The sequence below is a fragment of the Embleya sp. NPDC008237 genome (assembly GCF_042956465.1).
Lineage (GTDB): Bacteria > Actinomycetota > Actinomycetes > Streptomycetales > Streptomycetaceae > Embleya.
Genome location: NZ_JBIBGL010000003.1, coordinates 50,814 through 74,346 on the forward strand (window position 1 = coordinate 50,814; position 23,533 = coordinate 74,346).

Annotated in this window: 28 protein-coding genes; 12 read left to right on the forward strand and 16 right to left on the reverse strand. The window is 72.3% G+C overall.

Annotated elements, in window-relative coordinates; all coding sequences use genetic code 11:
* Positions 1 to 94: 94 nt before the first annotated feature.
* Positions 95 to 790 (forward strand): ABC transporter ATP-binding protein, encoded by a 696-nt coding sequence (locus ACFZBU_RS07160; protein WP_391583057.1) that lies wholly within the window; start codon positions 95 to 97, stop codon positions 788 to 790.
* A 229-nt stretch (positions 791 to 1,019) separates the two neighbouring features.
* Here ACFZBU_RS07160 and ACFZBU_RS07165 read toward each other — a convergent pair whose 3' ends face one another.
* The 3 genes from ACFZBU_RS07165 to ACFZBU_RS07175 all read right to left on the reverse strand — a co-directional run bounded on the left by ACFZBU_RS07165 (position 1,020) and on the right by ACFZBU_RS07175 (position 3,339).
* Entirely contained in the window at positions 1,020 to 2,024 is a 1,005-nt protein-coding gene (locus tag ACFZBU_RS07165) for an exonuclease domain-containing protein (protein ID WP_391582493.1), read from the reverse strand.
* 66 nt (positions 2,025 to 2,090) lie between these two features.
* The gene (locus ACFZBU_RS07170; RefSeq protein WP_391582494.1) at positions 2,091 to 2,774 is read right to left on the reverse strand and encodes a YidC/Oxa1 family membrane protein insertase; all 684 of its coding nucleotides are present in this window, start codon (positions 2,772 to 2,774) and stop codon (positions 2,091 to 2,093) included.
* Between the two features lie 265 nt (positions 2,775 to 3,039).
* On the reverse strand, positions 3,040 to 3,339 hold the full coding sequence (locus ACFZBU_RS07175; RefSeq protein ID WP_391582495.1) for a DUF6412 domain-containing protein: 300 nt from the start codon (positions 3,337 to 3,339) through the stop codon (positions 3,040 to 3,042).
* Positions 3,340 to 3,412: 73 nt separating this feature from the next.
* Here ACFZBU_RS07175 and ACFZBU_RS07180 point away from each other — a divergent pair, with 73 nt between their 5' ends.
* The gene (locus tag ACFZBU_RS07180) at positions 3,413 to 4,618 is read left to right on the forward strand and encodes a hypothetical protein (protein WP_391582496.1); all 1,206 of its coding nucleotides are present in this window, start codon (positions 3,413 to 3,415) and stop codon (positions 4,616 to 4,618) included.
* Positions 4,619 to 4,633: 15 nt separating this feature from the next.
* Here the strand turns inward: ACFZBU_RS07180 and ACFZBU_RS07185 are convergent, their stop codons facing one another.
* Positions 4,634 to 5,239 (reverse strand): TetR/AcrR family transcriptional regulator, encoded by a 606-nt coding sequence (locus ACFZBU_RS07185; protein WP_391582497.1) that lies wholly within the window; start codon positions 5,237 to 5,239, stop codon positions 4,634 to 4,636.
* Between the two features lie 176 nt (positions 5,240 to 5,415).
* Between ACFZBU_RS07185 and ACFZBU_RS07190 the strand changes: the two genes are divergently transcribed.
* From ACFZBU_RS07190 to ACFZBU_RS07210, 5 genes are all read left to right on the forward strand, one after another.
* Entirely contained in the window at positions 5,416 to 6,210 is a 795-nt protein-coding gene (locus ACFZBU_RS07190) for an acetoacetate decarboxylase family protein (RefSeq protein WP_391582498.1), read from the forward strand.
* 99 nt (positions 6,211 to 6,309) lie between these two features.
* Positions 6,310 to 7,200 carry an SDR family NAD(P)-dependent oxidoreductase gene (locus ACFZBU_RS07195; RefSeq protein WP_391582499.1) on the forward strand — a complete coding sequence of 297 codons (891 nt, stop codon included), beginning with the start codon at positions 6,310 to 6,312 and terminating at the stop codon, positions 7,198 to 7,200.
* 6 nt (positions 7,201 to 7,206) lie between these two features.
* Positions 7,207 to 8,556: an amidohydrolase family protein gene (locus ACFZBU_RS07200; protein ID WP_391582500.1), complete on the forward strand. Its 1,350-nt coding sequence runs from the start codon at positions 7,207 to 7,209 to the stop codon at positions 8,554 to 8,556.
* 6 nt (positions 8,557 to 8,562) lie between these two features.
* Entirely contained in the window at positions 8,563 to 9,849 is a 1,287-nt protein-coding gene (locus ACFZBU_RS07205) for an amidohydrolase family protein (protein ID WP_391582501.1), read from the forward strand.
* A 176-nt stretch (positions 9,850 to 10,025) separates the two neighbouring features.
* Entirely contained in the window at positions 10,026 to 10,829 is an 804-nt protein-coding gene (locus ACFZBU_RS07210) for an SAM-dependent methyltransferase (RefSeq protein WP_391582502.1), read from the forward strand.
* Here ACFZBU_RS07210 and ACFZBU_RS07215 read toward each other — a convergent pair.
* From ACFZBU_RS07215 to ACFZBU_RS07235, 5 genes are all read right to left on the reverse strand, one after another.
* On the reverse strand, positions 10,799 to 11,236 hold the full coding sequence (locus ACFZBU_RS07215) for a nuclear transport factor 2 family protein (protein ID WP_391582503.1): 438 nt from the start codon (positions 11,234 to 11,236) through the stop codon (positions 10,799 to 10,801). The two genes, ACFZBU_RS07210 and ACFZBU_RS07215, sit on opposite strands and share 31 nt — an antisense overlap.
* Positions 11,237 to 11,273: 37 nt before the next feature.
* Complete coding sequence (locus ACFZBU_RS07220; protein ID WP_391583058.1) at positions 11,274 to 12,551, reverse strand: MFS transporter; 1,278 nt, start codon at positions 12,549 to 12,551, stop codon at positions 11,274 to 11,276.
* A gap of 63 nt (positions 12,552 to 12,614) precedes the next feature.
* Positions 12,615 to 13,355 carry a hypothetical protein gene (locus ACFZBU_RS07225; protein WP_391582504.1) on the reverse strand — a complete coding sequence of 247 codons (741 nt, stop codon included), beginning with the start codon at positions 13,353 to 13,355 and terminating at the stop codon, positions 12,615 to 12,617.
* A gap of 272 nt (positions 13,356 to 13,627) precedes the next feature.
* Entirely contained in the window at positions 13,628 to 15,253 is a 1,626-nt protein-coding gene (locus ACFZBU_RS07230; RefSeq protein ID WP_391582505.1) for a protein kinase, read from the reverse strand.
* Positions 15,250 to 15,942 (reverse strand): hypothetical protein, encoded by a 693-nt coding sequence (locus ACFZBU_RS07235; protein WP_391582506.1) that lies wholly within the window; start codon positions 15,940 to 15,942, stop codon positions 15,250 to 15,252. The genes ACFZBU_RS07230 and ACFZBU_RS07235 overlap by 4 nt, the downstream gene beginning before the upstream one ends.
* A gap of 376 nt (positions 15,943 to 16,318) precedes the next feature.
* Between ACFZBU_RS07235 and ACFZBU_RS07240 the strand changes: the two genes are divergently transcribed.
* Positions 16,319 to 17,119 (forward strand): SURF1 family protein, encoded by an 801-nt coding sequence (locus tag ACFZBU_RS07240; RefSeq protein ID WP_391582507.1) that lies wholly within the window; start codon positions 16,319 to 16,321, stop codon positions 17,117 to 17,119.
* Between the two features lie 34 nt (positions 17,120 to 17,153).
* Here ACFZBU_RS07240 and ACFZBU_RS07245 read toward each other — a convergent pair whose 3' ends face one another.
* A complete protein-coding gene (locus tag ACFZBU_RS07245; protein WP_391582508.1) occupies positions 17,154 to 17,912 on the reverse strand; it encodes an NAD-dependent deacetylase in 759 nt (252 codons plus the stop codon).
* Positions 17,913 to 17,993: 81 nt separating this feature from the next.
* Here ACFZBU_RS07245 and ACFZBU_RS07250 point away from each other — a divergent pair, with 81 nt between their 5' ends.
* A complete protein-coding gene (locus ACFZBU_RS07250; RefSeq protein ID WP_391582509.1) occupies positions 17,994 to 18,755 on the forward strand; it encodes an SDR family oxidoreductase in 762 nt (253 codons plus the stop codon).
* A gap of 121 nt (positions 18,756 to 18,876) precedes the next feature.
* Here the strand turns inward: ACFZBU_RS07250 and ACFZBU_RS07255 are convergent, their stop codons facing one another.
* The 6 genes from ACFZBU_RS07255 to ACFZBU_RS07280 all read right to left on the reverse strand — a co-directional run bounded on the left by ACFZBU_RS07255 (position 18,877) and on the right by ACFZBU_RS07280 (position 21,565).
* The gene (locus ACFZBU_RS07255; RefSeq protein WP_391582510.1) at positions 18,877 to 19,509 is read right to left on the reverse strand and encodes a hypothetical protein; all 633 of its coding nucleotides are present in this window, start codon (positions 19,507 to 19,509) and stop codon (positions 18,877 to 18,879) included.
* Positions 19,510 to 19,516: 7 nt separating this feature from the next.
* The gene (locus ACFZBU_RS07260; protein WP_391582511.1) at positions 19,517 to 20,143 is read right to left on the reverse strand and encodes a DUF6286 domain-containing protein; all 627 of its coding nucleotides are present in this window, start codon (positions 20,141 to 20,143) and stop codon (positions 19,517 to 19,519) included.
* Complete coding sequence (locus tag ACFZBU_RS07265) at positions 20,140 to 20,496, reverse strand: Asp23/Gls24 family envelope stress response protein (protein ID WP_391582512.1); 357 nt, start codon at positions 20,494 to 20,496, stop codon at positions 20,140 to 20,142. The genes ACFZBU_RS07260 and ACFZBU_RS07265 overlap by 4 nt, the downstream gene beginning before the upstream one ends.
* Positions 20,496 to 20,678: a hypothetical protein gene (locus ACFZBU_RS07270; RefSeq protein ID WP_078977717.1), complete on the reverse strand. Its 183-nt coding sequence runs from the start codon at positions 20,676 to 20,678 to the stop codon at positions 20,496 to 20,498. Before ACFZBU_RS07270 ends, ACFZBU_RS07265 begins: the two co-directional genes overlap by 1 nt.
* Positions 20,679 to 20,798: 120 nt before the next feature.
* On the reverse strand, positions 20,799 to 21,077 hold the full coding sequence (locus ACFZBU_RS07275; protein WP_360305301.1) for a hypothetical protein: 279 nt from the start codon (positions 21,075 to 21,077) through the stop codon (positions 20,799 to 20,801).
* A complete protein-coding gene (locus ACFZBU_RS07280) occupies positions 21,074 to 21,565 on the reverse strand; it encodes an Asp23/Gls24 family envelope stress response protein (RefSeq protein WP_391582513.1) in 492 nt (163 codons plus the stop codon). Before ACFZBU_RS07280 ends, ACFZBU_RS07275 begins: the two co-directional genes overlap by 4 nt.
* 279 nt (positions 21,566 to 21,844) lie before the next feature.
* On the opposite strand from ACFZBU_RS07280, the gene ACFZBU_RS07285 reads away from it, so the two are divergent.
* From ACFZBU_RS07285 to ACFZBU_RS07295, 3 genes are read left to right on the forward strand one after another with little or no spacing between them, the layout of a single operon-like run.
* The gene (locus ACFZBU_RS07285; protein WP_391582514.1) at positions 21,845 to 22,399 is read left to right on the forward strand and encodes an RNA polymerase sigma factor; all 555 of its coding nucleotides are present in this window, start codon (positions 21,845 to 21,847) and stop codon (positions 22,397 to 22,399) included.
* A complete protein-coding gene (locus tag ACFZBU_RS07290; protein WP_391582515.1) occupies positions 22,390 to 23,106 on the forward strand; it encodes an Asp23/Gls24 family envelope stress response protein in 717 nt (238 codons plus the stop codon). Before ACFZBU_RS07285 ends, ACFZBU_RS07290 begins: the two co-directional genes overlap by 10 nt.
* Positions 23,103 to 23,447: an Asp23/Gls24 family envelope stress response protein gene (locus tag ACFZBU_RS07295; protein ID WP_391582516.1), complete on the forward strand. Its 345-nt coding sequence runs from the start codon at positions 23,103 to 23,105 to the stop codon at positions 23,445 to 23,447. The genes ACFZBU_RS07290 and ACFZBU_RS07295 overlap by 4 nt, the downstream gene beginning before the upstream one ends.
* The last annotated feature ends 86 nt before the right edge of the window (positions 23,448 to 23,533 follow it).

The window sequence follows — 23,533 nt, forward strand, 5'->3', positions numbered from 1 at the left end:
GCGCCACACCGCCGCGTCCGAGCCGCCGACCCACCCGACCCACGGCACCCCATCCGTCTCCACAGCCGGCACCGGCGAACCCGAGAGGCACCCGATGCGCCCGTCCCCCGGTCTGGAACTGGCCGACGTCACCCTCACCTATCCCGACGGCGACTCCCGGGTGATCGCCCTGGATCGGGTCTCGCTGTTCGTGCCGCCCGGCACGCTGACCGCCGTGGTCGGGCCGTCCGGGTCCGGCAAGTCCAGTCTGCTGGCCGTCGCCGCGACGCTGACCCGGCCGGACTCCGGCAGGGTGGCGATCGCCGGTCGGGACGCCGCGGCGCTGTCCGCCGCCGAGCGCGCCCGATTGCGCCGGACCACGATCGGGATCGTGTTCCAACAGCCGAACCTGCTCGCGTCGTTGACCTGCGTCGAGCAGCTCCAGGTGATGGCGCACCTGGCCGGGCGCAGTCCCCGCCGAGCCCGCGGCCGGGCGCTGGACCTGCTCGACCGGGTCGGCCTCGCGGAGCACGCCGAGCACCGCCCGCAGCGGCTCTCCGGCGGCCAGCGGCAACGCGTGAACATCGCCCGGGCCCTGATGAACGAGCCGAGCGTGCTCCTGGTCGACGAGCCCACCAGCGCCCTCGACCACGAACGCGGCGCCGCGATCGTGGCGTTGCTCGCCGAGCTGACCAGGGCCGACGGCACGGCCACCGTCCTGGTCACCCACGATCACAGCCATCTCCCGCACGCGGACCGGGCGTTGGAGCTGATCGACGGCCGCCTGGCCACCCTTGCCGCGAACCGCTGAGGCCGTGAGCCACTGAAGCCGTCAGCCACTGAAGCGTGAGCCATTGAAGCCGTGAGCCACTGAGGCCGGCTACCGCCAAGGCCGCGTGCCTCCACGTCCGCGCGCGCCACCGAGGCCACGAACCACCGAAACCGCGCGCCCCGAGGCCGCACCCGAAGACGGCCGCACCGCCCTCGCCACGAACCCGCCGACACCGCGACCGAAACCGTCTACGCCCCACGGCCCACTCCTACGCCTCCGGCCGCCACGCGCTCGACCCCGACCGCTCCCGCTCGTCCTGCTGCTGCCACGCGCTCGACCCGGATCGTTCCCGCGCCCCGCCCTGCTCCGCGTCCGGTCGCCACGCGCTCGACCCGGTCGAGGTGCCGGGCAGGCTCGGCGAGCCCGGACCGTCCGGACCGCCGGGAATCACCGGCCAGTTCGGGTCGACCACCGCGCCGCCGTCCGGGTTCCGGCGGTCGAAGTACTGCTGGAGCGAAGCCGCCTGCTCCGCGTACCAGCGGGCCTGCTTCTCGTGCAGCACATGCAGCGAGTCGGCGGCCAGCTCCGGGAATCGCGCGCCCAGATCCTGGGCGAGCAGCAGACATGCGAGCGCATCGCCGTCGGCGGTGTGCGCGTCGGTCAGCACCACCTCGTAGAACGCGCTGGTGGCGGCCAGCGTGCGCTTGCCCCGGCGGTAGCGGTCCAGTTGCTTGTCGATCACCAGCGGGTCGATGATCGGTGCGGTGTACGGGAGTTGCGGCAGGTTGTGCCGATGCAGCTCGGTTTGCAGCATGGTCAGGTCGAACGGTGCGTTGTAGATCGCGATCGGCGTGCCCGCCGCGAGGTATTCGGCCATCGCGGTGCCGATCTCGGCCAGGCACAGGGCCGGTTGGCGTCCTTCGGCCCGGGCCCGCTCGGTGCCGATCCCGTGGATCGCGGTCGCCTCGGCCGGGATCTCCCGCTCGCCCGGGTCGAGCAGCCAGGACCGCCGGTTGCCGGCCGAGTCCACGAGGGCGGCGGTGACGATGAAGTCCGTGCGCGGGTCCACGCCGGACGTCTCCACGTCGAAGGCGGCCATCGGCCCGCGATGCCAGCCGTCGTGGTTGCCCCGGGGTGGCGCGGCGGGCTTGGGCTCGCCGCACGTCGCGCAATAGGTCACCCACTTGCCGTCGTTGCGCACCAACAGGCCGTCGCCGGCCTTGACGTAGGTCGTGCACGTGGCACAGGTCGCGCCGAACTTGTTCGTAGCCATGGGGTGCTCTTTTCCGATCTCGGATCAGATTCACGTCGTCACTGCGCGAAACGACTGCGCGAAACGCTAGTGCCCGGGTACGACGCGATCCGCCCGTCGGGTGGCCAACCCGCGCAGCAACGGGCGTTCGACGGTGGTCCACGCGGTGCTCGTGAGCAGGTACAGGCCGGCCGCGAGCGGCACGAAGGCCGCGGTGAGCACCGTCCCGAACGGCATCCACCGCACCAGGGCGGGGGCGTCCGGGACGGCCGCGGCGGCGCGGTGCTGCACGTACGCCACACCCGCGAGCAGTGCCGACAGGCCGACGAGCACGAGCGTGTGCGGTCCACCGAGCCCGGCCACCGGGTGCAGGCCCAGCGGCGCGCCGGCCAGCGTGTGCTCCAACAGGGCCCGGTCACCGCTGAACAGACGGTACGTCAGGAACAGGAACGGCAGACCGGCCAGCGCCGGCAGGATGCCGGCGAACATCGAGGTGCCGGACTGCCGGTGCAGCGCGGCCAGTTCCCGCGCGAGCCGCTGCGGATCCTCGGCGTGCTTGGCGCGCAAGCGGCGGACCTGCGGGGCGAGCCGGGCGCGGGCCACCTCGGCCCGGGCCTGGGCGTAGCCGAGCGGGACGATGACCAGTCGCACGCACGCGGTGAACACGACCACGGCGCCGGCCACCGAACCGGTTCCGAGCAGCGGCGCGAGCGCGTCCGCGAGGGTGAGCAGGACGTCGTGCGCGACGCCGAGAACGGGGATGCCGAACATGGGAAAGGCCTTCCGTGACGCGGGAATCAGGGCTGCGTCAGGCGGCGTGCCGAACCTTCGGAACACGAGTCGCACCGAACCGTCGGAACCATCGGCACGAAGTCGGACCGGACCGTCGGAACCGTCGGCAGGAAATCGCATCGCACCATCGGCACAAGTAGTGCGCCGAACCTTCGACAGAACAGTCGTCCCGAACCATCGGCACAACAGTCGCATCGAACCGTCGGAGCAAGAATCGTGCCGACCCGTCGGAGCAACGGCGAAGTCAGCAGGCCGCCGGGCCCGTTCCCGGTGCTCTCGGCCGCGATCGCCCCGGCCCGTCGGGATCACGGGAAGGCAGGAAGGCCAGCCGATCGGCCTGATCGCGCAGCACCGCACCACGCACCCGCGCCCGCTCGCCGGACGGCGCCCACGAAACGGCGCCGCAGGCCAGCGCGAGCACCACGGTCACCGCGACGGCGACCAGTCCGGGCAGTGCCCCGTCCACGAACAGCCCGAAGCCGACCAGCGCGAGCAACGTCGCGAACAGCGACGTCGACGCGGTGGCGGGTTCCGGGCGGTGCATGGGCGCGATTCTAATCGAACCGGCATCGGGCGCGAGGTGAGCACGGACACACGTTCGTGCCAGGATGACCCCCGTGCGCGTGCTGCTAGGGGACGGCTTCGGGGTGACGTCACGTCAGATCGCGATGGCGATCGGGCGATCAGGGCAGGACGTGGCGGTGCTCGCGCCGCCCGGTCGGCCGGCTTTCGGCCGCCCGCGATCGGTGGTCGCGGTGCACGAGGTGCCCGCCTTCGGCGCGGATCCGTGGGCGTGGCTGGCCCGGACCGAGGCGGTGCTGCGCGCCGAGCCGCACGAGGTGCTGCTGGCCACCAACGCGCACGTCGCGGTGCTCGCCCGCGAACCGGACCGCATCACCGCGCACGGTGTGGCCCTGGCCGTACCGCCGTTCGCGGCGCTGCGCCGGGTAGCGGATCGGGCCTCGGCGGCGAGCACACTGACCGAGATCGGGATGCCGCAGCCGGCCGGGACGGTGGTGGTGCACACCGCCGAGGAGTTGCGCCAGGTCGCCGATCCGCCGCTGTACGTGAAAACGCTGCCGGCGGTGTACCGGGTCGAGCGGCGCGAGCAACTGCTGCGGCTGGCCGACACGTTGGAGCAGGACGGGGCGTTCCTGGACGGCGCGGGCGTGCTGGTCCAGGAGCCCGCCGAGGGCCCGGTCCTGTCCGCCCAGGCGGTCTTCGAGCACGGTCGACTGGTCGTGGTGCACGCGTACGAACATCTGCACGGGACCGCGGTCAAGCGCAGCCTGGTGCTTCCCGAGGTGCGCGAGCAGGTCGCGATGCTCGGCGGCCATCTCGGCTGGCACGGCGCCCTGTCGCTGGACGCGGTGCGGACCGCGCACGGACCGGCCTGGCTCGATGTACGCCCCCATCTGACCGAGCCGGGCAATGCCGCGGCCAGCGGCACCGACCTGGTCGCGGCGCTGATCGCGGTCTCCCGAGGCGAGGCGCCGGCCTCGCTGCCGTGGGGCCGCCCGGACGTGCGCACCCGGCAGGCCCCCGGCGCGCTGGCGAGCGCCGCGCGGTCGGGCCGGCGCCGGGCCGGGCGCGAACTGCTCCGGATCGTGCTGCGCCGGAGTCCGTACCGGGACGCGGTCGAGGAGACCCTGAGCCTGCGCCGCGAACCGCGCCGGATCGGCGGCTCGCTGCTGCGGACCACCGCCCTGCTGGCCGCCCCCGCCCGCGTCCTGGCCCGGATCGACGCGCGACAGGCCCGGGACGCCCTGTCCCCCGCCGCCTGGCGCCGCATCCTCGCCGGCGCACCACCACGCGTGCCCTGATCGAACGCCGAGACTTCAGCCCAGCAGGGATTCCACCAACGCCCGCACCGACAGCACGAACAGCCGATCACCGTCGGTAACGTTGCTCAGGCTCGCCGCCAGTTCCGGATCCTCCAGCGCCAATTCGCCGCGCCAGTGATCCACCGCCGGCGGTTCGGCCGCGCTGTTCTCCAGGGCGCGTTCGAGCATCACGAAGCCGGCGATCTGGTACTGCACCGCCTGGACCGCCTCGCCCGCCCGGGCGCCGCGCAGGCCGGCCGCCGTCATCTCGCGCACCAGCGCCTTGCGGGCGGGCAACATCATCAGCGATTCCAGGCCGCGTTCGCGGACCAGGCCGACCAGGTGCGGTCGGTCCAGGATCATCCGCCGACACGATCGAGCGATCGACACCACCCGCTCGACCGGCGTGCTCCCGTCCACCGAGATCGCGCCCATGTCCGCGATCACCCGGTCCACCAGCTGGTCCACCAGCACGTCGCGGTTGCCCACGTGCCAGTAGATCGAGGTGACGGCGACGCCCAACTCGGCGGCCAGTTTGCGCATGCTGAGGTTCTCGATACCGGATTCCATGACGAGACGCATGGCGGTGTCGAGCACGGTGTCTCGCGTGATCCTGTCCATCACGTCCCATTCTCGCGTCCGAACGGGTCCGCCCGATACACGGGCAACCGCGCCGCAGGTCTTTACCTCGCCGACCCACCGGTGTAACAGTGTTACAGAGCAACCGGCACCACCGCGCACGGGACCGGGGAATCGGTCCGCGCGCAGCCCTCGCACGAGCGGAAGAGGTGAGGTACGTGGCACGCATTCGGTACGGAGCCCGACCGGCGGAGACGCTGAGGAAGTCCTCCCGGGAACGGTCCAGCCTCCCGGAGATCTGGTCCACCGGCGTGATGGCGATCTGGGAGACCGACCCCGAGGTGATCGCGGCGATCCTGCCGCCGCCGCTGGTCCCCGCGGACCGACCGCTGGTCCGGGTGAACATCTCCGCCTGCGACATCAACGGCCACCCGCTCGGCGCGGGCGCGGTAGCGGTCCGCTGCAAGCACGGCGACATCGAGGGCGACTACACGCTCACCATGCCGATGACCACCGAGCGCGCGGTGATCGGCGGTCGCGAGGTGTTCGGTGAGCCGAAGAAGCTGGCCGACGTCAAGGTCGAGCGGGACGGCGACCGGATCGTGGCCACCGTGAACCGGATGGGCGTCACCTACGTCGAGGTGCGCGGCACGGTGGTCGAGGAACTGGCCACGCCGGAACCGCGACAGACGCTGAGCTTCTACTACAAGTTCCTGCCCGCCGTGGACGGCGACGGCTTCGACGCCGACCCGATGCTGGTGCACGTCACCCGCAACGAGCGCACCCGCAGCGCACACCGCCTGGACGGCGAGGTGATCCTGCGCGACTCGGACTTCGACCCGGTCGCCGACCTGCCGGTGCGCAAGCTGATCTCGATCACGCTCAGCGAGCGCACCTCGGACCAGCAGGGCTTCGTCGCCGAGCACGTCAAGGCCGATCTGGTGTTGCCGTACATCCACCAGCGCTACGACGACGTGCAGCAGATCACCGACGACCCGCCGCCCGCGAAGTAGCTCGCCGGCAGGCAGGGCAAGGACGCCACGCCCGCCGAGCACACCAGGCACACCACGCAGGACAGGCACGGCAGCGACGACAGCAAGGGATCGGGACACATGCTCCAGGAATTCGACGGCAGAGTCGCCGTCGTCACCGGTGCCGCGAGCGGTATCGGGCTCGCGATGGCCGAGCGGTTCAGCGCCGAGGGCATGAAGGTCGTGCTCGGCGACATCGAGCAGGGCGCGCTGGACAAGGCCGTCGCGCGGATCACCGACGCGGGCGGCGACGCGATCGGGCACGTCGTGGACGTGTCGGTGCGCGAATCGGTGTTCGGGCTGGCCGACGCCGCGTTCGAGCACTTCGGCGCGGTGGACGTGTTGTGCAACAACGCCGGGATCGGCTCGGGCTCCGAGGGCAAGATGTGGGAGCACGATCCCAAGGACTGGGACTGGTGCTTCGCCGTCAACGTGTTCGGCGTCTTCAACGGCATCCAGGCATTTGTACCGCGGATGCTCGCGCAGAACACGCCCGGGCACATCGTGAACACCTCCTCCGGCGACGGCGGAATCGCGCCGCTGCCGAACGCGTCGGTGTACGCCACCACCAAGGCCGCGGTCGTGACGATGACCGAGGCGCTGTACGCGCAACTGGGCCAGGTGCACGCCCGAATCGGCGCGTCCGTGCTGTTCCCCGGACCCAAGATGTTGCGCACCGGCCTGTGGGAGTCCTACCGCAACCGGCCCGAGCGGTTCGCCAAGTCGGTGCCGCGCAAGACGCCGTACAACACGCTCGACGCGTGGGAGAAGGCGATGCGCGACGCGGGGCAGGAGATCGAGTTCACCCCGGTCGAGTCGGTCGCGGCCGACGTGCTCGACGGCATCCGGGAGAACCGGTTCTGGATCCTGCCCGCCAGCGAGCACAGCGACGGACAGATCACCGCGCGGTCGCAGAGCATGCTCGCCCGCAGCAACCCCTCGTACCTCGAAACCTTCGTGCTGGACAAGTGAGTGACGATGACTGAGCACACCGAGCGGAACAGGCCCACCGGGCCCGACGAACTCACCACCCCCTACACGATCATCTCCTCGGACACCCACGCCGGGCTGCCGACCGAGCTGTACCGCGACTACCTCGCCACCAAGCACCACGGCGCGTTCGATCAGTTCATGTCCGAGCGCGAGGCGCAGCTCAAGGCGATCACCGACCTGGGCGTGCGCAACGAGGACTTCGCGGCGAACTGGTTCGAGACCAACGAGGAGGTGCTGCGCAGCGGTTGGGAGGTGGACCGGCGCGACCTGGAGTTGGACAAGGACGGCGTGGTCGGCGAGGTGATCTTCCCGGACGCCGACGCGGTCGAGTCGCGCACGTGCGTGCCGTTCGGCGCGGGCCTGGGCCTGTCCGGCGACATGGATCCCGAACTGGGCCTGGCCGGCGCGCAGGCGCACAACCGCTGGCTGGCCGAGCTGTGCAAGACCAGCCCGGAGCGGCGGCGCGGGGTCGCGCTGATCCCGATCACCGCGGCGATCGAGGACGTGCTCGCGGAGATCCGCCGGATCAAGGCGGACGGCCTGGGTGCGGTGATGATCCCGGCGATGTGGATGAACCAGACGCCCTACCACGACCGCAAGTACGACCCGGTATGGGCGCTGTGCGAGGACCTGGAGCTCCCGGTGGTCACCCACTCGGGGCCGGCCGACCGCGAGGCGTACGGGAACCACCTGGGCATCTACGTCACCGAGGTCACCTGGTGGCCCTCCCGGCCGCTGTGGTTCCTGCTGTGGTCCGGCGTGTTCGAGCGCTTCCCGCGGCTGCGGTTCGGGGTGACCGAGGCGGGTTGCTGGTGGGTGGGCAACCTGCTGTGGTTCACCGACCGGCTGCTGCTGGGCTCGCGCGGCGCGGCCAAGTTGGCCGGGTTCGAGGAGATCAAGCTGCTTCCGAGCGAGTATTTCGACCGCAACTGCTTCATCGGCGCGTCCAACACCAAGCGGCGCGAGATCGGGATGCGCTACGAGATCGGTGTCGGCAACATCTGCTGGGGTAACGATTTCCCGCACCCCGAGGGCACCTGGCCCGAGACGCTCAACATCCTGCGCAAGACGTTCTCCGACGTGCCCATCGCCGAGACGCGCGTGATGCTCGGCGAGGCGGTCGCGGACGTGTACGGCTTCGACCTGGCCGCCCTCAAGCCGCACGCCGAGCGGGTCGGGGTCACCCCCGCGACACTCGGTCAGGTGAACGAGGACGGGTCGGCGAAGGACCTGACGACCAAGTGGGCAGCCGCCGCCGAGATCGGCCGGCACTGGCTCACCGGACACGACACGGGCGCCGCGATCAACCCCAACGCGGAAGCCCTGGAGGTCTGATCCCCCATGACTGACAGCACCACCCCGCTCTCCGTCCCGAGCGGCCCCCCGACGGGCGATCACCCCGAGCGGTACACGGTGATCTCGGCCGACTGCCACGGCGGCGGCGAGATCCACGGCTATCGCGACTACCTGCCCGCACGCCTGCACGCCGAGTTCGACGCGTGGGTGAGCGGCTACGAGATTCCCTACGAGGACCTCAAGGGCGATCTGGGTCCGCGCAACTGGGACTCCGACCGCCGCATGCGCGACCTCGAAGCGGACGGGGTGGTGGCCGAGGTGATCTTTCCCAACACCGTGCCGCCGTTCTTTCCCAAACCCTCGCTCACCGATCAGCCGCCGGCCGCGAACGCGGGCGACCTGGCGCTGCGTTGGGAGGGACTGAAGGCGCACAACCGCTGGATGGTCGACTTCTGCGCAGCGACGCCCGGCCGCCGGGCGGGCATCGTGCAGATCATGCTGCACGACATCCCGGCGGCGGTGGAGGAGATCCGCTGGGCCAAGGAGGCCGGTCTCACCGGCGGCGTGCTGCTGCCCGGCACCCCGCCCGGCTCGGGCCTGGTGCCGATGTTCGACTACGCGCACTACGAGCCGCTGTGGCGGGTGTGCGAGGAGTTGGGCATGCCGGTGAACCACCACACCGGCTCGGCCGCGCCGCCGGCCGGGGACACCGACGTGGACAAGGTGGTGTTCCTGACCGAGGTGTCCTGGTGGGCACACCGCGCGTTCACCCACCTGGTGGTCTCCGGCGCGATGGATCGCCACCCGGGGCTCCAGTTCGTCTTCACCGAGCAGGGCACCGCCTGGATCCCGGAGGAGACCCGCCGGCTGGACTACTACTGGCACCGGATGAGCACCGCGGTCGGCTCCCAGGAGTACGAGTGGGGCAGTGCGCTGGTGGGCCGGATGGAGCTCAAGCCCAGCGAGTACTGGGCCCGGCAGTGCCACGTCGGGGCCAGCTTCCAGCGCCCGGCCGAGGCCAAGCTGCGCTACCAGGTGGGCGTGGACCGGATCATGTGGGGCAGCGACTACCCGCACAAGGAGGCCAGCCATCCGTTCAGCCGCGAGGCGCTCCAGCTGACCTACAACGGCATCGACCCGGTCGAGGTCGCGGCCATGGTCGGCGGCAACGCGGCGAAGCTGTACGGCTTCGACCTCGCGGCGCTGGCCCCGATCGCGGCGAAGGTGGGGCCCCGGGTCGACCAGGTGTGGGCACCGCTGGCGCCCGAGGACATCCCGGTCGGCGCGGACAAGTGTCCGGCGTTCGTGGGCGCGGCGGGCATCAAGCCGTAACCGCGCCCGGCACGCGGCGCTCCCGGCGTCCGGGGACCGGAACGTTTCGTTCCGATCCCGTGGACGCCGGGGGCGCCGCGGCATCCGTGCGGGTGTGACGCCTTGCACAGGGCCGCCAACCGTCGGGCCGGCGATTTTTCCGGTGAATTCGATCGACACGCTTTAGAGTCCGAGCCATGACTCGACCGGACTGGGCTCCAGAGCACATCGACATCACGCGCGCCAGCGTGGCCCGCGTCTACGACTACGCGCTCGGCGGCGCGCACAACTTCGCGGTCGACCGCGAGGCCGCCGAACTGGTCACCCAGGCGATGCCCGAGCTGCGCGACGTGCTGCGCGGGAACCGGGTGTTCCTCACTCGGGCCGTACACCACCTGCTGGACCTGGGCATCCGGCAGTTCCTGGACCTGGGCTCGGGCATCCCGACGGTGGGCAACGTGCACGAGATCGCGCACAAGGCCGATCCGGACGCGCGGGTGGTCTACGTGGACAACGATCCGGTCGCGGTCGCGCACAGCCAGGCCCTGCTCGCGAACAACCCGAACGCGACGGTGGTCGGCGCCGACCTGACCGATCCGGCCAAGGTGATCGACTCGCCCGAGGTGCGCAAGCTGATCGACTTCTCCCAGCCGGTCGGCGTGCTGATCGTGTCGGTGCTGCACTTCCTGCCGGACGAGGCGGACCCGCCGGGTGTGGTGCGCCAGTACATGGACGCGACCGTGCCCGGCAGCCACCTCGCCCTCTCGCACGCGCACCGCAGCGAGGAGCGCCCGGCCGGGATGGACCGCGCGCTCAGCGAGTACTCGTCCAACGTGCAGCAGATGCACGCCCGTTCGCACGACGGGATCCTGGCCATCTTCGGCGGCCTGGAACTGCTGCCCGCCCGCCTGGTCCCGGTGGACGTGTGGGGCCCCGAGGGCCGGCTCGGCGACCCCGCGGTGAAGCTGCCTCAGCTGGCGGGCGTCGCGGTCAAGGCCTGAGCGGCCGGCACCGGGTTGTAGAACTCGCGCTGGCCGACCACCAGGCCGTCCCGGAAGGCCAGCACCGCGATGTAGGTGTTCGCGTAGGCGCGGTCGGTGGGCCTGGCCCGACCCTCGCCGGTGAACTCCACGATCACGGTGTCCGGGTCCACGCAGCCGTGGACCCGGGTCACCGTCAGGCGCAGCTCGAAGATGCCGAGCGCGACCTCCAGATAGGCGTCCACCGCCGCCTTGCCCTCGATCCGCACCGGCGGGTCGGCGTAGGGGAATTCGAGCACGACGTCCGGGTGGTAGCAGGCCACCTGGGCGCTCCGGTCGCCCGCGCTCACCGCCGCGAGCAGCCGCTCGGCGATCCGGACGTGGTGCGCGCGTCGCGTGCGGGCCTGTTCGGGGTCGTTCGCATCCATGGCCGCAGCCTGGCCCACAACGGTTGCCGAGGGAAGATCACGCGGTGGCCGGTTGTCCCTCCCAGGCCGGCACCGCGCGAGTCTCCGGCAGCGCGGTGAAGCACGCCACGCTGAGCACCGCGGCCGCCGCGAGATAGGCCGCGACACTCCACGGGGTGCCGTCGCCCCGGGCCAGTTCGGTGGCCACGATCGGGGTCAGCGCACCGCCGAACACACCGCCCAGGTTGTACGCGGTGGACGCGCCGGTGCACCGCACGCGCGGCTCGAACAGTTCGGACAGGTAGGTGCCGACCACCGAGAACATCGTGATGAAGGCGATCAGCGTGCCCAGGCAGGCCAGCGTCATGCACACCGGCTCACCGGTGGCCAGCAGCCCCAGCATCGGGAACGCCCACAACCCCATCGCCGCACACCCCGCCACGCACAGCGGCTTGCGCCCGTACCGGTCGCCCAGCAGCGCGAACAGCGGCGTGGCCACGGCCTTGCCGACCACGGCGACCATGATGCACGCGAGCATCGTGGTGCGCCCGACCGCCAGCTTGTCGGTGGCGTAGTGCAACGACCAGGTCGTGGTCAGATAGAACCCCACGTAGCCGCAGGTCAGCGCCCCGGCGACGAGCAGGATCAGCCGCCAGTGCCCGCGCACCACCTCGGTGAACGGGCTCGCCGAAAGCCCGTTCGCGGCGGCCAGTTCGACGAACGCCGGGGTCTCCTCGATCGAGGCGCGCAGCAGCAGTCCGCCGGCCGCGAGCACGCCGGCGAACAGGAACGGCACCCGCCAGCCCCAGGACTGGAACTGTGCGTCGCTCAGCGCCCCCGACAGGGTCAGCATGATGCCGTTGGCGAGCAGGAACCCGATCGCGGGGCCGGCCTGCGGGAAGCTGCCCCACAGCGCACGGCGTCCCGGGGGCGCGTGCTCGGCCGCCAGCAGCACCGCACCGCCCCATTCACCGCCGACCCCCAACCCCTGGCAGAAGCGCAGCAGCACGAGCAGGATCGGCGCGGCCGGACCGATCCGGTCGTAGGTGGGCAACAACCCGACCAGCACGGTCGCGATGCCGGTCAGCAGCAGTGAGCCGACCAGAACCGGACGCCGCCCGCGCCGGTCGCCCAGCCGGCCGAACAACACCGAACCCAGCGGTCGCGAGACGAACCCGACCGCGTACGTGGCGAATGCCGCGAGGGTGCCCGCGATCGGCGAGAAGTCGGGAAAGAACAGCGGTCCGAGCACCAGAGCCGCGGCCGTGCCGTAGACGAAGAAATCGTAGAACTCGATCGACGTGCCGGCGAAGGACGCCGCCGCGATCCGGACCATGGAGACATTTCGCGTCACACCCGGCCCAACGATCGGGTGGGCGTGTGGTCACCCGTGCGGGCGTCACCCGTCCGGGGCGGTCTGCCGGGCCTGTCCGTGCGCGTCGCGGCGGCCCGGGGTTCGGGCGTCGCCCAGGTCCGCCAGCCACGGCGCACCCGCGTCGTCGCCCACATGTCCCAGCGCCCAGGCCGGGTTCTGGCACATCGCGGTCTGCACGATCTGGGTGCCCGGCAACGTCACCGGCCAGCACAGCAGATGCCCGGCCAACCACCAGAACTTGCCGAGCACGGCCACCGAGAGATCGTCCTCGCCCGGCGGCCGGTCCCGGTACTCGTGCCGGTACCAGGTGCGCACCACCTGCGGCCAGGTCTGCTCGGCGATCACCGTGCCGTCCCGATCGCGCAGCGGCCCGTTGCGAAACGACACGTCCCGGGCGATCCGGTGGGTCACCCGCAAACCCAGCGCACGCCGCACGGGAGTGAGCAGGATGGTCACCCCGCCGCACACCGACCAGGTCAGCATCGACGGCCACAGGCCGAACACCAGGAACAACACCGCGCCGGCCGCGCCGAGCGGCAGGCCGACCGCGCGCGCCGCGACCGGCTCCGCGTACACCTTCAGCGGTGTGATCGGGACCCGGAAAACGGTGCCGGGCGTGGTGGCATAGCGCGACTCGTCGAAGTCGAGTGCGCGCGCCCGGCGATACGTCCGGGTCTGGAACCACGGCAGGGCCAGGGACAGCACCGCGCCGGCAACACCGAGTACAAACCAGGGCAGGGACACCTCGGGCAGTTCCATCGCCACGTCACCCCTTCGCGCGCGTCGATGTCTCCACGGTCGCCCATGGCGGCCCCCGGCGGAAGACCACGGCCTCGACAAGTGGCAGAAAATGCGCGGCTCCGCCCGGCTCGACCCACGGCACGGCCCTTCGCCCGATTCACCCCACCGGCCGCGCGGCGGTCGCCGTTGCGGCCCTGCGCGACCTCGGCGAAGTCCGAGCCGCCGTCGAGGCGGCTCCGCGCCTCGGTCGCGGGCGCACGACGCGTCGACCCGCCGCGGGCGTCCCGCCCGCGGCGTCACCGGCGGCGGTAGCCGGTCACACCGTGGATCCGGGCCAGGTGTTGGCGCAGCGTGGCCACCCGGGGGTGTTGCGGGCCCAGGCGGTGCTCCTGTTCGGCGAGCAACGGCACCAGCATCCGCTCGGACTGGTAGGGGTCGCCCAGCGCGGCGAGCAACAACCCGATCCGCTCGCGCAGGTCGAACCCCTGGTACACGTCGGCATCGGGCACCCGCCGATGCAGGTCCAGCAGCCGTCGGTACTCGCCGAGCGCGGCGGGCAGTTCGCCCAGTTCCTCCAGGCACGCCGCGACCTGTCGGCCGTACTCCATCGCCTCCGCGTCGAGCGGCCCGCCGGATGCCGCGAACACGCCCGCGATGTACTGCAACTCCGGCAGCGCGCGCCGGAACTGACGGTCCGCCAACAACGTGTCGGCGAGCGCCTGGCGCAACCCGAGGACGAGCGGGTCGTGTTCACCGTGCCGGGCGATGGCCACCGGCAGGGCCGCGCCGAGCACATCCACGGCCTGGGTCAGCGCGCCCTCGCCGAGCAGCCGGTTGGCCTCGTCGAGCGCGCTGCGCACATCCGGCACGGGCGGCGCGGCGGAGGGCACCGCGGCCCAGTCCGGATCCGGGCGCGGCGGATGCGCGGCGGGGCCGGCGCTCATCGCCCACGGCGGCGCCGGCCGGTCGGGCACCGCCGCGCGCACCGGTCCGGGCAGGCCCGGCAGCGGCTGCGGTGCGGCCGGGAAGCGCAGCGGGCGGGTCGGGTCCATCGGCGCGGTCGGCGCCAGCGCGTCGCCGTCGCCCACGGGCAGCAGCGGCACCAGCAACCGGTAGACCTCCTGCGCGTTCGCGGGCCGCTGATCGGGCTGCTTGCCCAGCAGGTGCAGCACGAGCCGGTCCAGCCCGGCGGGAATGTCCGGGCGTCGTGCGCCGAGCGGCTCCGGGGTGCCGTTGAGGTGGCCGAGCATCACCGAGGCCATCGTCGGCCCGGCGAACGGCGCCTGCCCGGCCAGCATTTCGTAGAGCAGGCAGCCGAGCGCGTACAGGTCGGTGCGCGGTTCGACGATGCCGTTCATCTGCTCGGGCGCCATGTACGCGGGCGAGCCCGGCATCGCACCGGTCGTGGTCAGCTTGGTCGACTCCGGGTCGAGCACCGCGGCCACACCCAGGTCGAGCACCTTGACCGTGCCGTCCCGGCGGACCATCACGTTGCGCGGCTTGAGGTCGCGGTGCACGACCGGCACCGCGTGCACCGCGGCCAGCACCGAACAGATCTGCGCGGCCACCGCGACCGCCCACTCCCACGGCACCGGTTGGTTCTCGGCGATCAGGTCGGCCAGGTCGCAACCGTCCAGGAGTTGCATCACCAGGTACAGGTCGCCCTCGTCGGTGCCGCCGTCGAACACGGTGACCAGGCCCGGGTGATCGATGCCCGCGGTGACCCGGCACTCGCGCAGGAAGCGCCGTTCCATCGCGCCTCGGTCACCGGCGGCGTCCACCAGGTCGGTGCGCAGCAGCTTGACCGCGACCCGCCGCTGCAAAGTCCGGTCGTACGCCTTCCAGACCTGCCCCATGCCGCCGCGGCCGATCGCCGCGGACAGTTCGTAGCGGCCCGCGATCACACGTCCGGGAATGCTCATCGGGATCCTCCGGGGTTGCCGCCGCCGTCCTGTTCGCGCAGCCGTTCGCTCAGTCCCTGCAACCGGGCCCGGGCCCGTGCGGCGGGATCGTCCGGCGGCGGCGGGCCGGCCGCGGCCGGCGGAGCGACCGGCCCGCGCTGGTCGGCGGGCCCGGCGGCCGGGCCGGTTCGCGGATAGCCCGGCGGGGTCTGCGGCGGCGGGGCCGGGCGGTAGGGCATCGGCTGCGGGTGCGGAAGCGGGTGCGGAAGCGGCCCGACGGGTGCCTGCTGCCACGGCGCGTATCCGGCCTGCGCATGCGGCTGGTGGACGCGCATCGCCTTGGCCCAGCGGGCCGACCTGACACACCACCAGACCGGCACCGCGACCATCAGCACGAGCAGCATGATCGTCCCGACGTCGTCCAGGATCGTCTGCGGTTCGGGCCCGCCCACCGCCTCGCGTGCGCGCTTCTCGTCATCCGACTCGCTGCCCACGACCAGGCACACGAAGGCCAGGACCACGCCGACCGCCACGCCGGTGAGGATCACCCAGTCCCAGCGCCTGCGGGTGCGCGCGCCCGACACGAGCGGGGGGACCCAGGCCAGCAACCCGATCGAGACGAACGGGAGGACGGCGAGCCCGATGAGCCCGAACCAGTGACCGGCGGTACCGCGTCGACCGGGCACCGGATCGCGCGACGGACCTTCCATGCTGTGTGACTCCCGAGGCTGTGTGACTCCCGAGGCCGGCCGACTCCCCGCACGAGGTGAATCGATGCCGCGTCCGCACCCGGTCTACCGGGAGTCGCGGGCGATGGACCGGGAGACGGCGTGCCGGAAGCCTATCGGCGGGACCGACCGGCCGGCTGCCGACCCGGAAAGCGGGGCGTCACGACCGGTATCGGGTCCCGGCCGGGTCCCGGACGGGTCGACCTGCGGCACCCCTGCCGCTCGTGAGGCCGGCCGCGCCCCGCGACGGCCGGCGACACCCGGCGGCGCCCGACCCGCCGCACGCAGCACCACACCGCGTGTCGCCCGCCCGCACCCGGCGGGACACACCGGGCACGGCGAGGGGTACCGTGCTCGGGTGTACCGCTTCCTGCTGACCCCGCGCTGGATCGCGATGGCGCTGCTCGTCCTCGTGCTGGTCCCGATCATGGTCGAGCTCGGTTTCTGGCAGTTCCACCGGCACGAGCACAAGGTCGCGCACAACGACCTGATCAGTGCCAACATCGAGCGCGAGCCGGTGCCCGCGGAGTCGATCCTCGCCGTGGGCCGCAAGTTGCCCGGCGATCTCCAGTGGCGCCGGGTCACGGTGACCGGCATGTACGACACCGAGCACGAGATGCTCGCGCGCAACCGGTCGCAGGACGGCGTGCCCGGTTTCTACGTGGTCACCCCGCTGATCACCGCCGACGGCCGTGCCCTCCTGGTCGATCGGGGCTGGGTGAAGAACCCGCCCACCGCGAGCGAACGGCCCGAGGTGCCGCCGGCGCCGAGCGGTCGGGTCACGGTGACCGGCCGGCTGCGCCCGGACGAGACCCGCAAGGACTCCGGCATCCGCGACCTCGACCTGCCCGACGGCCTGGTGATGCGGATCTCCGGCTTCGAGCTGGCCGCGAAGCTGCCGCACCCGATCCTCGGCGGCTACGTCGAACTCACCGAGCAGACCCCGATGGCCGCGAAGGCGCCGGCGCTGATCCCGGAGCCGGACGACGAGGACCTGGGCCCGCACCTGGCCTACGCGGTGCAGTGGTGGATCTTCGCGTTCGCACTGGTGGCGATGTTCGTCAAGCTGGTGCGCAGCGAGGCCAAGGAGCTCGAAAGCGAACTGGCCGCGCTGGACGAGGAGGCCGCCTCCGCGTCCGAAGAGCCGGCCACGATCTGAGCGGCGGCACCCCGGGCGCGGCGGCGCAGGCGGGTCACAACCCCTCGACCAGCTCCGGGAGCGCCTCGCCGATCGGCTGGCGGATCACCGCGTCGGCGACCCGGTCGTAGGGCGTCTCCCCGGCGTTGACGATCACCAGCCGGGCGCCCGCCTCCTGCGCCACCCGGCACAACGACGCGGCGGGCTCGACCTGGAGCGAGGTGCCGATGGCCAGGAACACGTCACCGACCTGCGCGGCGATCGCGGCCCGCTCCAGCACGCCGTGGTCCAGCCCCTGACCGAACATGATCGTCGCGGTCTTCTGGATCCCGCCGCAGCGCACGCAGCGCGGGTCGTCCTCGCCCATCGCCACCCGCTCCAGGGCCGCGTCCAGGGTCGTGCGCGCGTCGCAGTCGGTACACACCACGTAGAACATGGTGCCGTGCAGTTCGATGATCTTCTCCGGGGCGGTGCCCGCGCGCCGATGCAGGCCGTCCACGTTCTGGGTGATCAACGCGTTCAGCCGACCGGCCCGTTCCAGGGCGAGCAGCGCGGTGTGCCCCGCGTTCGGCCCGGCCAGGCGCGCGGGGTTGTCCCGGCGCAACAACCACGAGCGGCGGCGGATGTCCTCGTCGCCCATGTAGTAGCCGTAGGTGACCAGCTTCTCCGCGTCGGGGTCCTTGGTCCACACGCCCTGCGGGCCCCGATAGTCGGGAATGCCGGAGTCGGTGGAGATGCCCGCACCGGTGAGCACGGTCACCCCGTCGTCGGCCCCCCGGATCCACTCCCGCACGATGTCGATCTGCTCGGTCATGCCACCGAGGGTAGCGACCGGCCGACCTGACGACCTGTCATTTACCTCGTGCCGGGGCCGGCAGCGGGCAGGATGGGTGGCATGGATCTTGGACTGCGCGATCGCGTATATCTGGTCACCGGCGGCACTCGCGGCCTCGGCTTCGCCACCGCCCGCGCGCTGGTGGACGACGGCGCCCGGGTGGTGGTCACCGGGCGGGACGAAAAGCGCGCGGCGGAGGCCGTCGCCGCGCTGGGCGGACCCGAACAGGCGCTCGGCATCGCCGCCGACAACGGGGACAGCGGTACCGCCGAGCGGCTGGTGGCCGCGACACTGGCCCGGTTCGAGCGGCTCGACGGCGCGCTCGTGAGCGTCGGCGGGCCGCCCGCCGGCGCGATCACCGCGATCGAGGACGACCAGTGGCGGGACGCGTTCGAATCGGTGTTCCTGGGCGCGGTCCGACTCGCCCGGGCGACCGCCTCCGCGCTGGGCGACGGCGGTTCGATCGGCTTCGTGTTGTCGTCGTCGGTGCGCCAGCCGATCCCCGGGCTCGGCGTCTCCAACGGCCTGCGGCCGGGACTGGCGATGGTGGCCAAGACGCTGGCCGACGAACTCGGCCCGCGCGGCATCCGGGTGTTCGGGCTGCTGCCCGGGCGGATCGACACCGACCGGGTGCGCGAGTTGGACGACCTGAGCGGCGACGCGGAGGGGACCCGGGCCCGACACGCCGAGTCCATCCCGCTGGCCCGCTACGGCACCCCGGAGGAGTTCGGCCGGGTGGCCGCGTTCACGCTGTCCCCGGCCGCGTCCTACCTGAGCGGCGTGATGATCCCGGTCGACGGTGGCCTGGCCCGCTCGTTGTGACCCGACCGGGCCCGGGATCCGAGCCCGGGGCCCGATACCGACGGGCCCGGGACACGTCCCGGGCCCGCTCGTTCATCCTGCTCCGGGCGCGGCCCGGAACTGCTCCGAGTGCCGCCCGGGACTACTCCAGGTGCCGCTTGGGCAGGCCCCGGCTGGTCCGCAGGGTCAGCACCGTGGGCAGCGTGGACAGGCCCACCGCCTCGCGCGCGTTGGGCAGCACCCGGTCGCGTACCGAGCCGAGCAACGCGCGGGGTTCGGCGCCGGGTTCGGCCCGGACCAGGACCCGCAGCGTGGGGCCGTGCCGACGGCGGACCAGATGCGCCGAGACGTGTTCGATGCCGTCCACGTAGGACAGGTCGTCCTCGATCGCGTCGGCGAGCGCGTTGCCGGACACGGTCAGCGTGTCCGCCTCGTCGCCCACCATGCCGAAGCCGGTGCCCAGCCCGGACGGACCGTCGCCGGCCCCGTCCGTGGTGTCCCGGACCCGCAGCGAGCGCACCGGCCGCCGGCCGAACTGCGCGAACAGCCACCACAGCGCCAGCAGCAGGAGCAGTCCCGGCACGCCGAAGGCGACCCACCACCACCAGTTGTGGTCGGTCAGCCGCTCGGCCTGACTCGTGGTGATGAACGGCTTGTCCGCCGTACGCACCAGATCGGGATACCAGCCCCGGCCGCGCGCGGCGACCGCGAGCCCGCCCGCGATCAGGCCCAGTCCGACGAGGACCAACAGGATCCGGTTGCAGACCGTACGCATGCCCGCCTCACCTCCCGCTCACGGGCTGAAGGCGCAGATCCACGCGAGGCACCCGGGCCAGCGTGAGCGCGTTCGCGCGTTCCTCGAGTCGTTCGATCAACTCGTCGTGCAGGTCGTCCGGGTCGCGGAAGTGGTAGTCCACCCGCAGCACCGCCTTGCGTCGGCCCATCCGCACCCGCGCGTCCAATACGCCCGAGGAGGCCAGCGCGGTGTGCCGCAGGAACGAGGCGGCGGTGCGCCGGGTCATGTAGACGGTCATCGCGTCGCCCGGCGAGCGCAGCCGCAGCAGACTGCGCCGGCCCGGGGTGACCGCGAGCACGATCAGCCACAGGCCCAGCACCGCGGCGGTCAGCCCGGCGACGATGGTCCAGTTGTCCCGCCACTCGTGCGTCTGGGCGCGCTCCAGCAGGTCGCGCGACCAGCGCGGGGCCCGGTCGATCCGGGCCGTCACCCCGATGTACAGCGCGGTGCCCGCGACGCCGGCCACGAGCAGGGCGACCAGCCCGGCCGGAAAACCACGGGGGGACCAGGCCCGGCGCACCTTGGCACCGTCACCCCAGTCGTCGGTCGCACCCGCCGACGTCTCGGCCGGCGAGGCACCCGAGGGCGCCTCCGGCGCAGCCTCCAGGCTCACTCCACTCTCCTCTTGCCGTGCCCCCCACGGGTCAACCGGCCGACCGTCACGTCCACCCGCACCACCGGCATCCCGGTCAGGTACTCCACGTCGGCACGCACTCGCTGCCGGATCGTCCGGGCGATCTCGACCACCGGCCCGGGGTAGGGCACGTCCACGTCGAGGTCGACCGTCGCATGGTCGTGGTGCATGGTGGCGCCCGCGCGCGGGGCGCGCAGCACGGTGTCCGGAGCGGCCTCGGTGGTGGCCGCACGCGCCGCGCGGGCGGCGATCTTCTCCACCACGCGCCCGCCGATCTGGAGTACTCCGCGATGCGCGGCCGGCGCCAGGCCCTCCGCCGGTACCGCGCGCATCAGCGCCGCCGGTTGCGCGAGCTGAACAGCTCGCCGAGGTCCAGGTCGCCGTCCAGGAAGCGGCCGACCAGGAAGCCGACCACCCCGAGCGCGGCGACCAGGAGAAAGGCCCCGAACCCGCCGAGCGCGGCGGCCAGGCCGAGGGCCATGCCGACCAGCAGGCCGACCATGGGTGTAGTCATTGGCGAACGACTCCTCACTGAACCGACCATTGGTTGTTGTCGACGGTTGTCGTCGACCCCCGTCGGGTCGGGTGCCGAGGGGCCGTACGGAATCCGGCCGGCCGCCGCGCACCCCGCCCGCTACTCGACGCGCGGGTTGTTGCGCCGTCGATGCCGCTCCGCCAATTGCCGCCAGAGCCGGCCCGGCAACCGGCCGCGACGGTAGACCGTGGTCTCCGCCGCGGCCCCGGAGCGAACCGGCGCCGGAGGCCCGGCCGCGTCGATCAGCGCTCTGAACCGCTCCAGCCCGGCGACGAATTCCTCCGGGTCACCCCCACGATCGGGATGGCTCGCGCGGATGAACTCCCGGTATTCGCGCAGCAGCTGTCGCCGCGCGTCGTCGCCGGGCCCGACCGTCACTGAAGCTGGCGCTCCTTGGAGTCGTCTCCGTCGTATTCGATGTGGATGTCGTCCACCGCGATGTTGACCTCGACCACTTCGAGCGCGGTCATCCGCTCGACGGAGTCGATCACATTCTCGCGGACCGCCTGCGCCAATTCGGCGATGGGCACGCCGTAATCCACGACGATGTTGAGATCCACGGCACACTGCCGCTCGCCCACCTCGACGCTGACGCCCTGCGCCACGTTGGGCTTGCCCCCCGGAATGCGCTGACGCACCGCTCCGAACGCTCGGGCGGCGCCCCCACCGAGCGCGTACACGCCCGGGATCTCGCGGGCGGCGATGCCCGCGATCTTGGCGACCACGCCGTCCGCGATGGACGTGCGGCCCTTGTCGGTGGCCAGCTTGACGACCTCCGTGGAACGAGCGCCGCCCGCCGGTGAACGCTCCTCGTCCTTCTGGAGCGCCTGCGAGCCGGTCTTGCCCTGGGTCGTTGTGTCCGCCATCGGCGCACTTCCTTCCTCGACTGCCCGAACCGTGCGACCGGAACCCCACTCGGTCCCGCCTGACATCGGTGCCCGTTGCCGGGTTCACCACACCTGTACGACACACACACCGGGCGAACGTCACGCGTCGATCGGAGGATGTTTCGCGGAATCCGACGCTATCCCGCCGAACGCCTCCTTACACGTACCCGGACCTGCGGCTCGCCGTGGGGTGGCGGTTCTCGTGTTGTGGCCCCCCGGCGCAGTACGGTCGCCGGGTTGGGACGAGGAGGGAAGCCGATGGCCGACGAGGCCGTGCTCGACGAGGGCACCCTGGTGGTGCGGGCTCAAGAGGGCGACGCCGAGGCATTCGAGGTGCTGATGCGTCGGCACGGTCGATCCCTGTACACGCTCGCCTTGCGCATCCTGGGACGCCCCACGGACGCGGAGGACGCGGTCCAGGAGGCGTTCATCAGCGCGTGGCGCCGACTGCCCGGGTTCCGGGCCGAGTCGTCGTTCCTGACCTGGATGTATCGCATCGTCACCAACCGCGCGTTGAACATCGCCCGGACCAGGCGGCCCACGGTCGGTCTGGACCAGGTGCCGGATCGGGCGATAGAGCAGATGGCGGACAATCCGGAGCGACGAGCGGAGGGGTCGGCGGCGCTCAAGGCGCTGCAGCACGCGATGACCACGCTCACCGAGGAGCAGCGGGCCTGCTGGGTTCTGCGCGAGTTGCACGGGCAGAGCTACGACGAGATCGCGGCGGCCGTGGGAATCGGGGCGAACGCGGTCCGAGGCAGGATCTTCCGAGCACGACAGACCCTGGCGGAGGCGATGCGGCCGTGGACGTGACGAACGAGGCGGGCAGCGGGCCCGACGCACTGCGGCTGCCGTCCGCGGCGGAACTGCTCGCGGCGACCCGGCACACCTCGGCGGAGCCGGCCACCGCGGCGGCCCCGTCGACGGGCGCTGCGGCGGACGCCGATCCCGATCCGGATCTGCTGCCGTGCGGGCGAGATCCCGAGGCGGTGCTCGAACACGCCGCCGCGGGCGAGTCGGACGAGCACGAGCGCTCGTGTCCCGAATGCCAGGCGCTGCTGCGCGACCACTCGGTGCTCGATCAGGTCACCCGCGAATGGGCCGAGTTGCCGGTGCCGGTGCCGGACGACCTGGGCGCGCGGGTGATGCGCCTGGTTCGGGCCGAGCTGCACACCGGCCGGTTGTTGCCGCTGGGCGAGCCGGACGAGCAGTTGACGCTGACCGAGACCGCCGCGGCGCGTACGCTGCGCGCGGCGGTGGACGCCGAACCCGGTGTGCAGGCCCGTAGTTGCCGGATCCGGCCGTACGAGAACCGGACCGGCGCGGCCGTGCCGGGACCGGTCACCGTGCGGTTGTCGGTCGGCGTGCCCTACGGCGAGCCGATCCACGCGCTGGCCGATCGGCTGCGCGAGCGGGTGCGCCGGGCCGCGAGCGAACGACTGGGGTTGGAAGTGGCGAAGGTGGACGTGGACGTGGTGGGCCTGGAACCGGCCGCCGGGGCCGGAGAGGCGGACCGATGACACAGCCCGCGACGCGCATCTCACGCGAGATGTCCGTCCTGGCCCGGACCACCGCCGGCGGCGCGGCGCTGGCGGTGCCGGGTGTGGTGGACCTGCAACCGGGTCTGCTGGACGCGGTCGCCCAGGTCTCCGGCGGGCTGATCCCGGGCCGGGTCCCGGGGGTGACCACGCGCGTGCTCGACGGAGTCCTGCACGTGGACGTGCAGTTTCGCGCGGCGGCGGACCACCGGGTGCTGGACGTGGCCCGCGCGGTGCGTGCGGCGGTCACCGCCGAGGTGCGCCGGCAGACCGGCCACCAGCGGGTGGTGGTGCACATCCTGGTCACCGACGCGGGGGTGTGAACCGGCTTCCCGCGGCCGGCTCCGCGCCGCCCCGGTCCGGCCGGGCGAACGCGGCGAGGGGGCCGAAGTGCGCATGCCGAGCGGCC

What these genes read in the sequence shown, in the direction of transcription:
- ACFZBU_RS07160 (WP_391583057.1), top strand. Translation starts at nt 95, where the DNA reads ATGCGCCCGTCCCCCGGTCTGGAACTGGCCGACGTCACCCTCACCTAT.
- ACFZBU_RS07165 (WP_391582493.1), bottom strand. Translation starts at nt 2,024, where the DNA reads ATGGCTACGAACAAGTTCGGCGCGACCTGTGCCACGTGCACGACCTAC.
- ACFZBU_RS07170 (WP_391582494.1), bottom strand. Translation starts at nt 2,774, where the DNA reads ATGTTCGGCATCCCCGTTCTCGGCGTCGCGCACGACGTCCTGCTCACC.
- ACFZBU_RS07175 (WP_391582495.1), bottom strand. Translation starts at nt 3,339, where the DNA reads ATGCACCGCCCGGAACCCGCCACCGCGTCGACGTCGCTGTTCGCGACG.
- ACFZBU_RS07185 (WP_391582497.1), bottom strand. Translation starts at nt 5,239, where the DNA reads ATGGACAGGATCACGCGAGACACCGTGCTCGACACCGCCATGCGTCTC.
- ACFZBU_RS07195 (WP_391582499.1), top strand. Translation starts at nt 6,310, where the DNA reads ATGCTCCAGGAATTCGACGGCAGAGTCGCCGTCGTCACCGGTGCCGCG.
- ACFZBU_RS07200 (WP_391582500.1), top strand. Translation starts at nt 7,207, where the DNA reads ATGACTGAGCACACCGAGCGGAACAGGCCCACCGGGCCCGACGAACTC.
- ACFZBU_RS07205 (WP_391582501.1), top strand. Translation starts at nt 8,563, where the DNA reads ATGACTGACAGCACCACCCCGCTCTCCGTCCCGAGCGGCCCCCCGACG.
- ACFZBU_RS07210 (WP_391582502.1), top strand. Translation starts at nt 10,026, where the DNA reads ATGACTCGACCGGACTGGGCTCCAGAGCACATCGACATCACGCGCGCC.
- ACFZBU_RS07215 (WP_391582503.1), bottom strand. Translation starts at nt 11,236, where the DNA reads ATGGATGCGAACGACCCCGAACAGGCCCGCACGCGACGCGCGCACCAC.
- ACFZBU_RS07220 (WP_391583058.1), bottom strand. Translation starts at nt 12,551, where the DNA reads ATGGTCCGGATCGCGGCGGCGTCCTTCGCCGGCACGTCGATCGAGTTC.
- ACFZBU_RS07230 (WP_391582505.1), bottom strand. Translation starts at nt 15,253, where the DNA reads ATGAGCATTCCCGGACGTGTGATCGCGGGCCGCTACGAACTGTCCGCG.
- ACFZBU_RS07235 (WP_391582506.1), bottom strand. Translation starts at nt 15,942, where the DNA reads ATGGAAGGTCCGTCGCGCGATCCGGTGCCCGGTCGACGCGGTACCGCC.
- ACFZBU_RS07245 (WP_391582508.1), bottom strand. Translation starts at nt 17,912, where the DNA reads ATGACCGAGCAGATCGACATCGTGCGGGAGTGGATCCGGGGGGCCGAC.
- ACFZBU_RS07250 (WP_391582509.1), top strand. Translation starts at nt 17,994, where the DNA reads ATGGATCTTGGACTGCGCGATCGCGTATATCTGGTCACCGGCGGCACT.
- ACFZBU_RS07255 (WP_391582510.1), bottom strand. Translation starts at nt 19,509, where the DNA reads ATGCGTACGGTCTGCAACCGGATCCTGTTGGTCCTCGTCGGACTGGGC.
- ACFZBU_RS07265 (WP_391582512.1), bottom strand. Translation starts at nt 20,496, where the DNA reads ATGCGCGCGGTACCGGCGGAGGGCCTGGCGCCGGCCGCGCATCGCGGA.
- ACFZBU_RS07270 (WP_078977717.1), bottom strand. Translation starts at nt 20,678, where the DNA reads ATGACTACACCCATGGTCGGCCTGCTGGTCGGCATGGCCCTCGGCCTG.
- ACFZBU_RS07280 (WP_391582513.1), bottom strand. Translation starts at nt 21,565, where the DNA reads ATGGCGGACACAACGACCCAGGGCAAGACCGGCTCGCAGGCGCTCCAG.
- ACFZBU_RS07285 (WP_391582514.1), top strand. Translation starts at nt 21,845, where the DNA reads ATGGCCGACGAGGCCGTGCTCGACGAGGGCACCCTGGTGGTGCGGGCT.
- ACFZBU_RS07295 (WP_391582516.1), top strand. Translation starts at nt 23,103, where the DNA reads ATGACACAGCCCGCGACGCGCATCTCACGCGAGATGTCCGTCCTGGCC.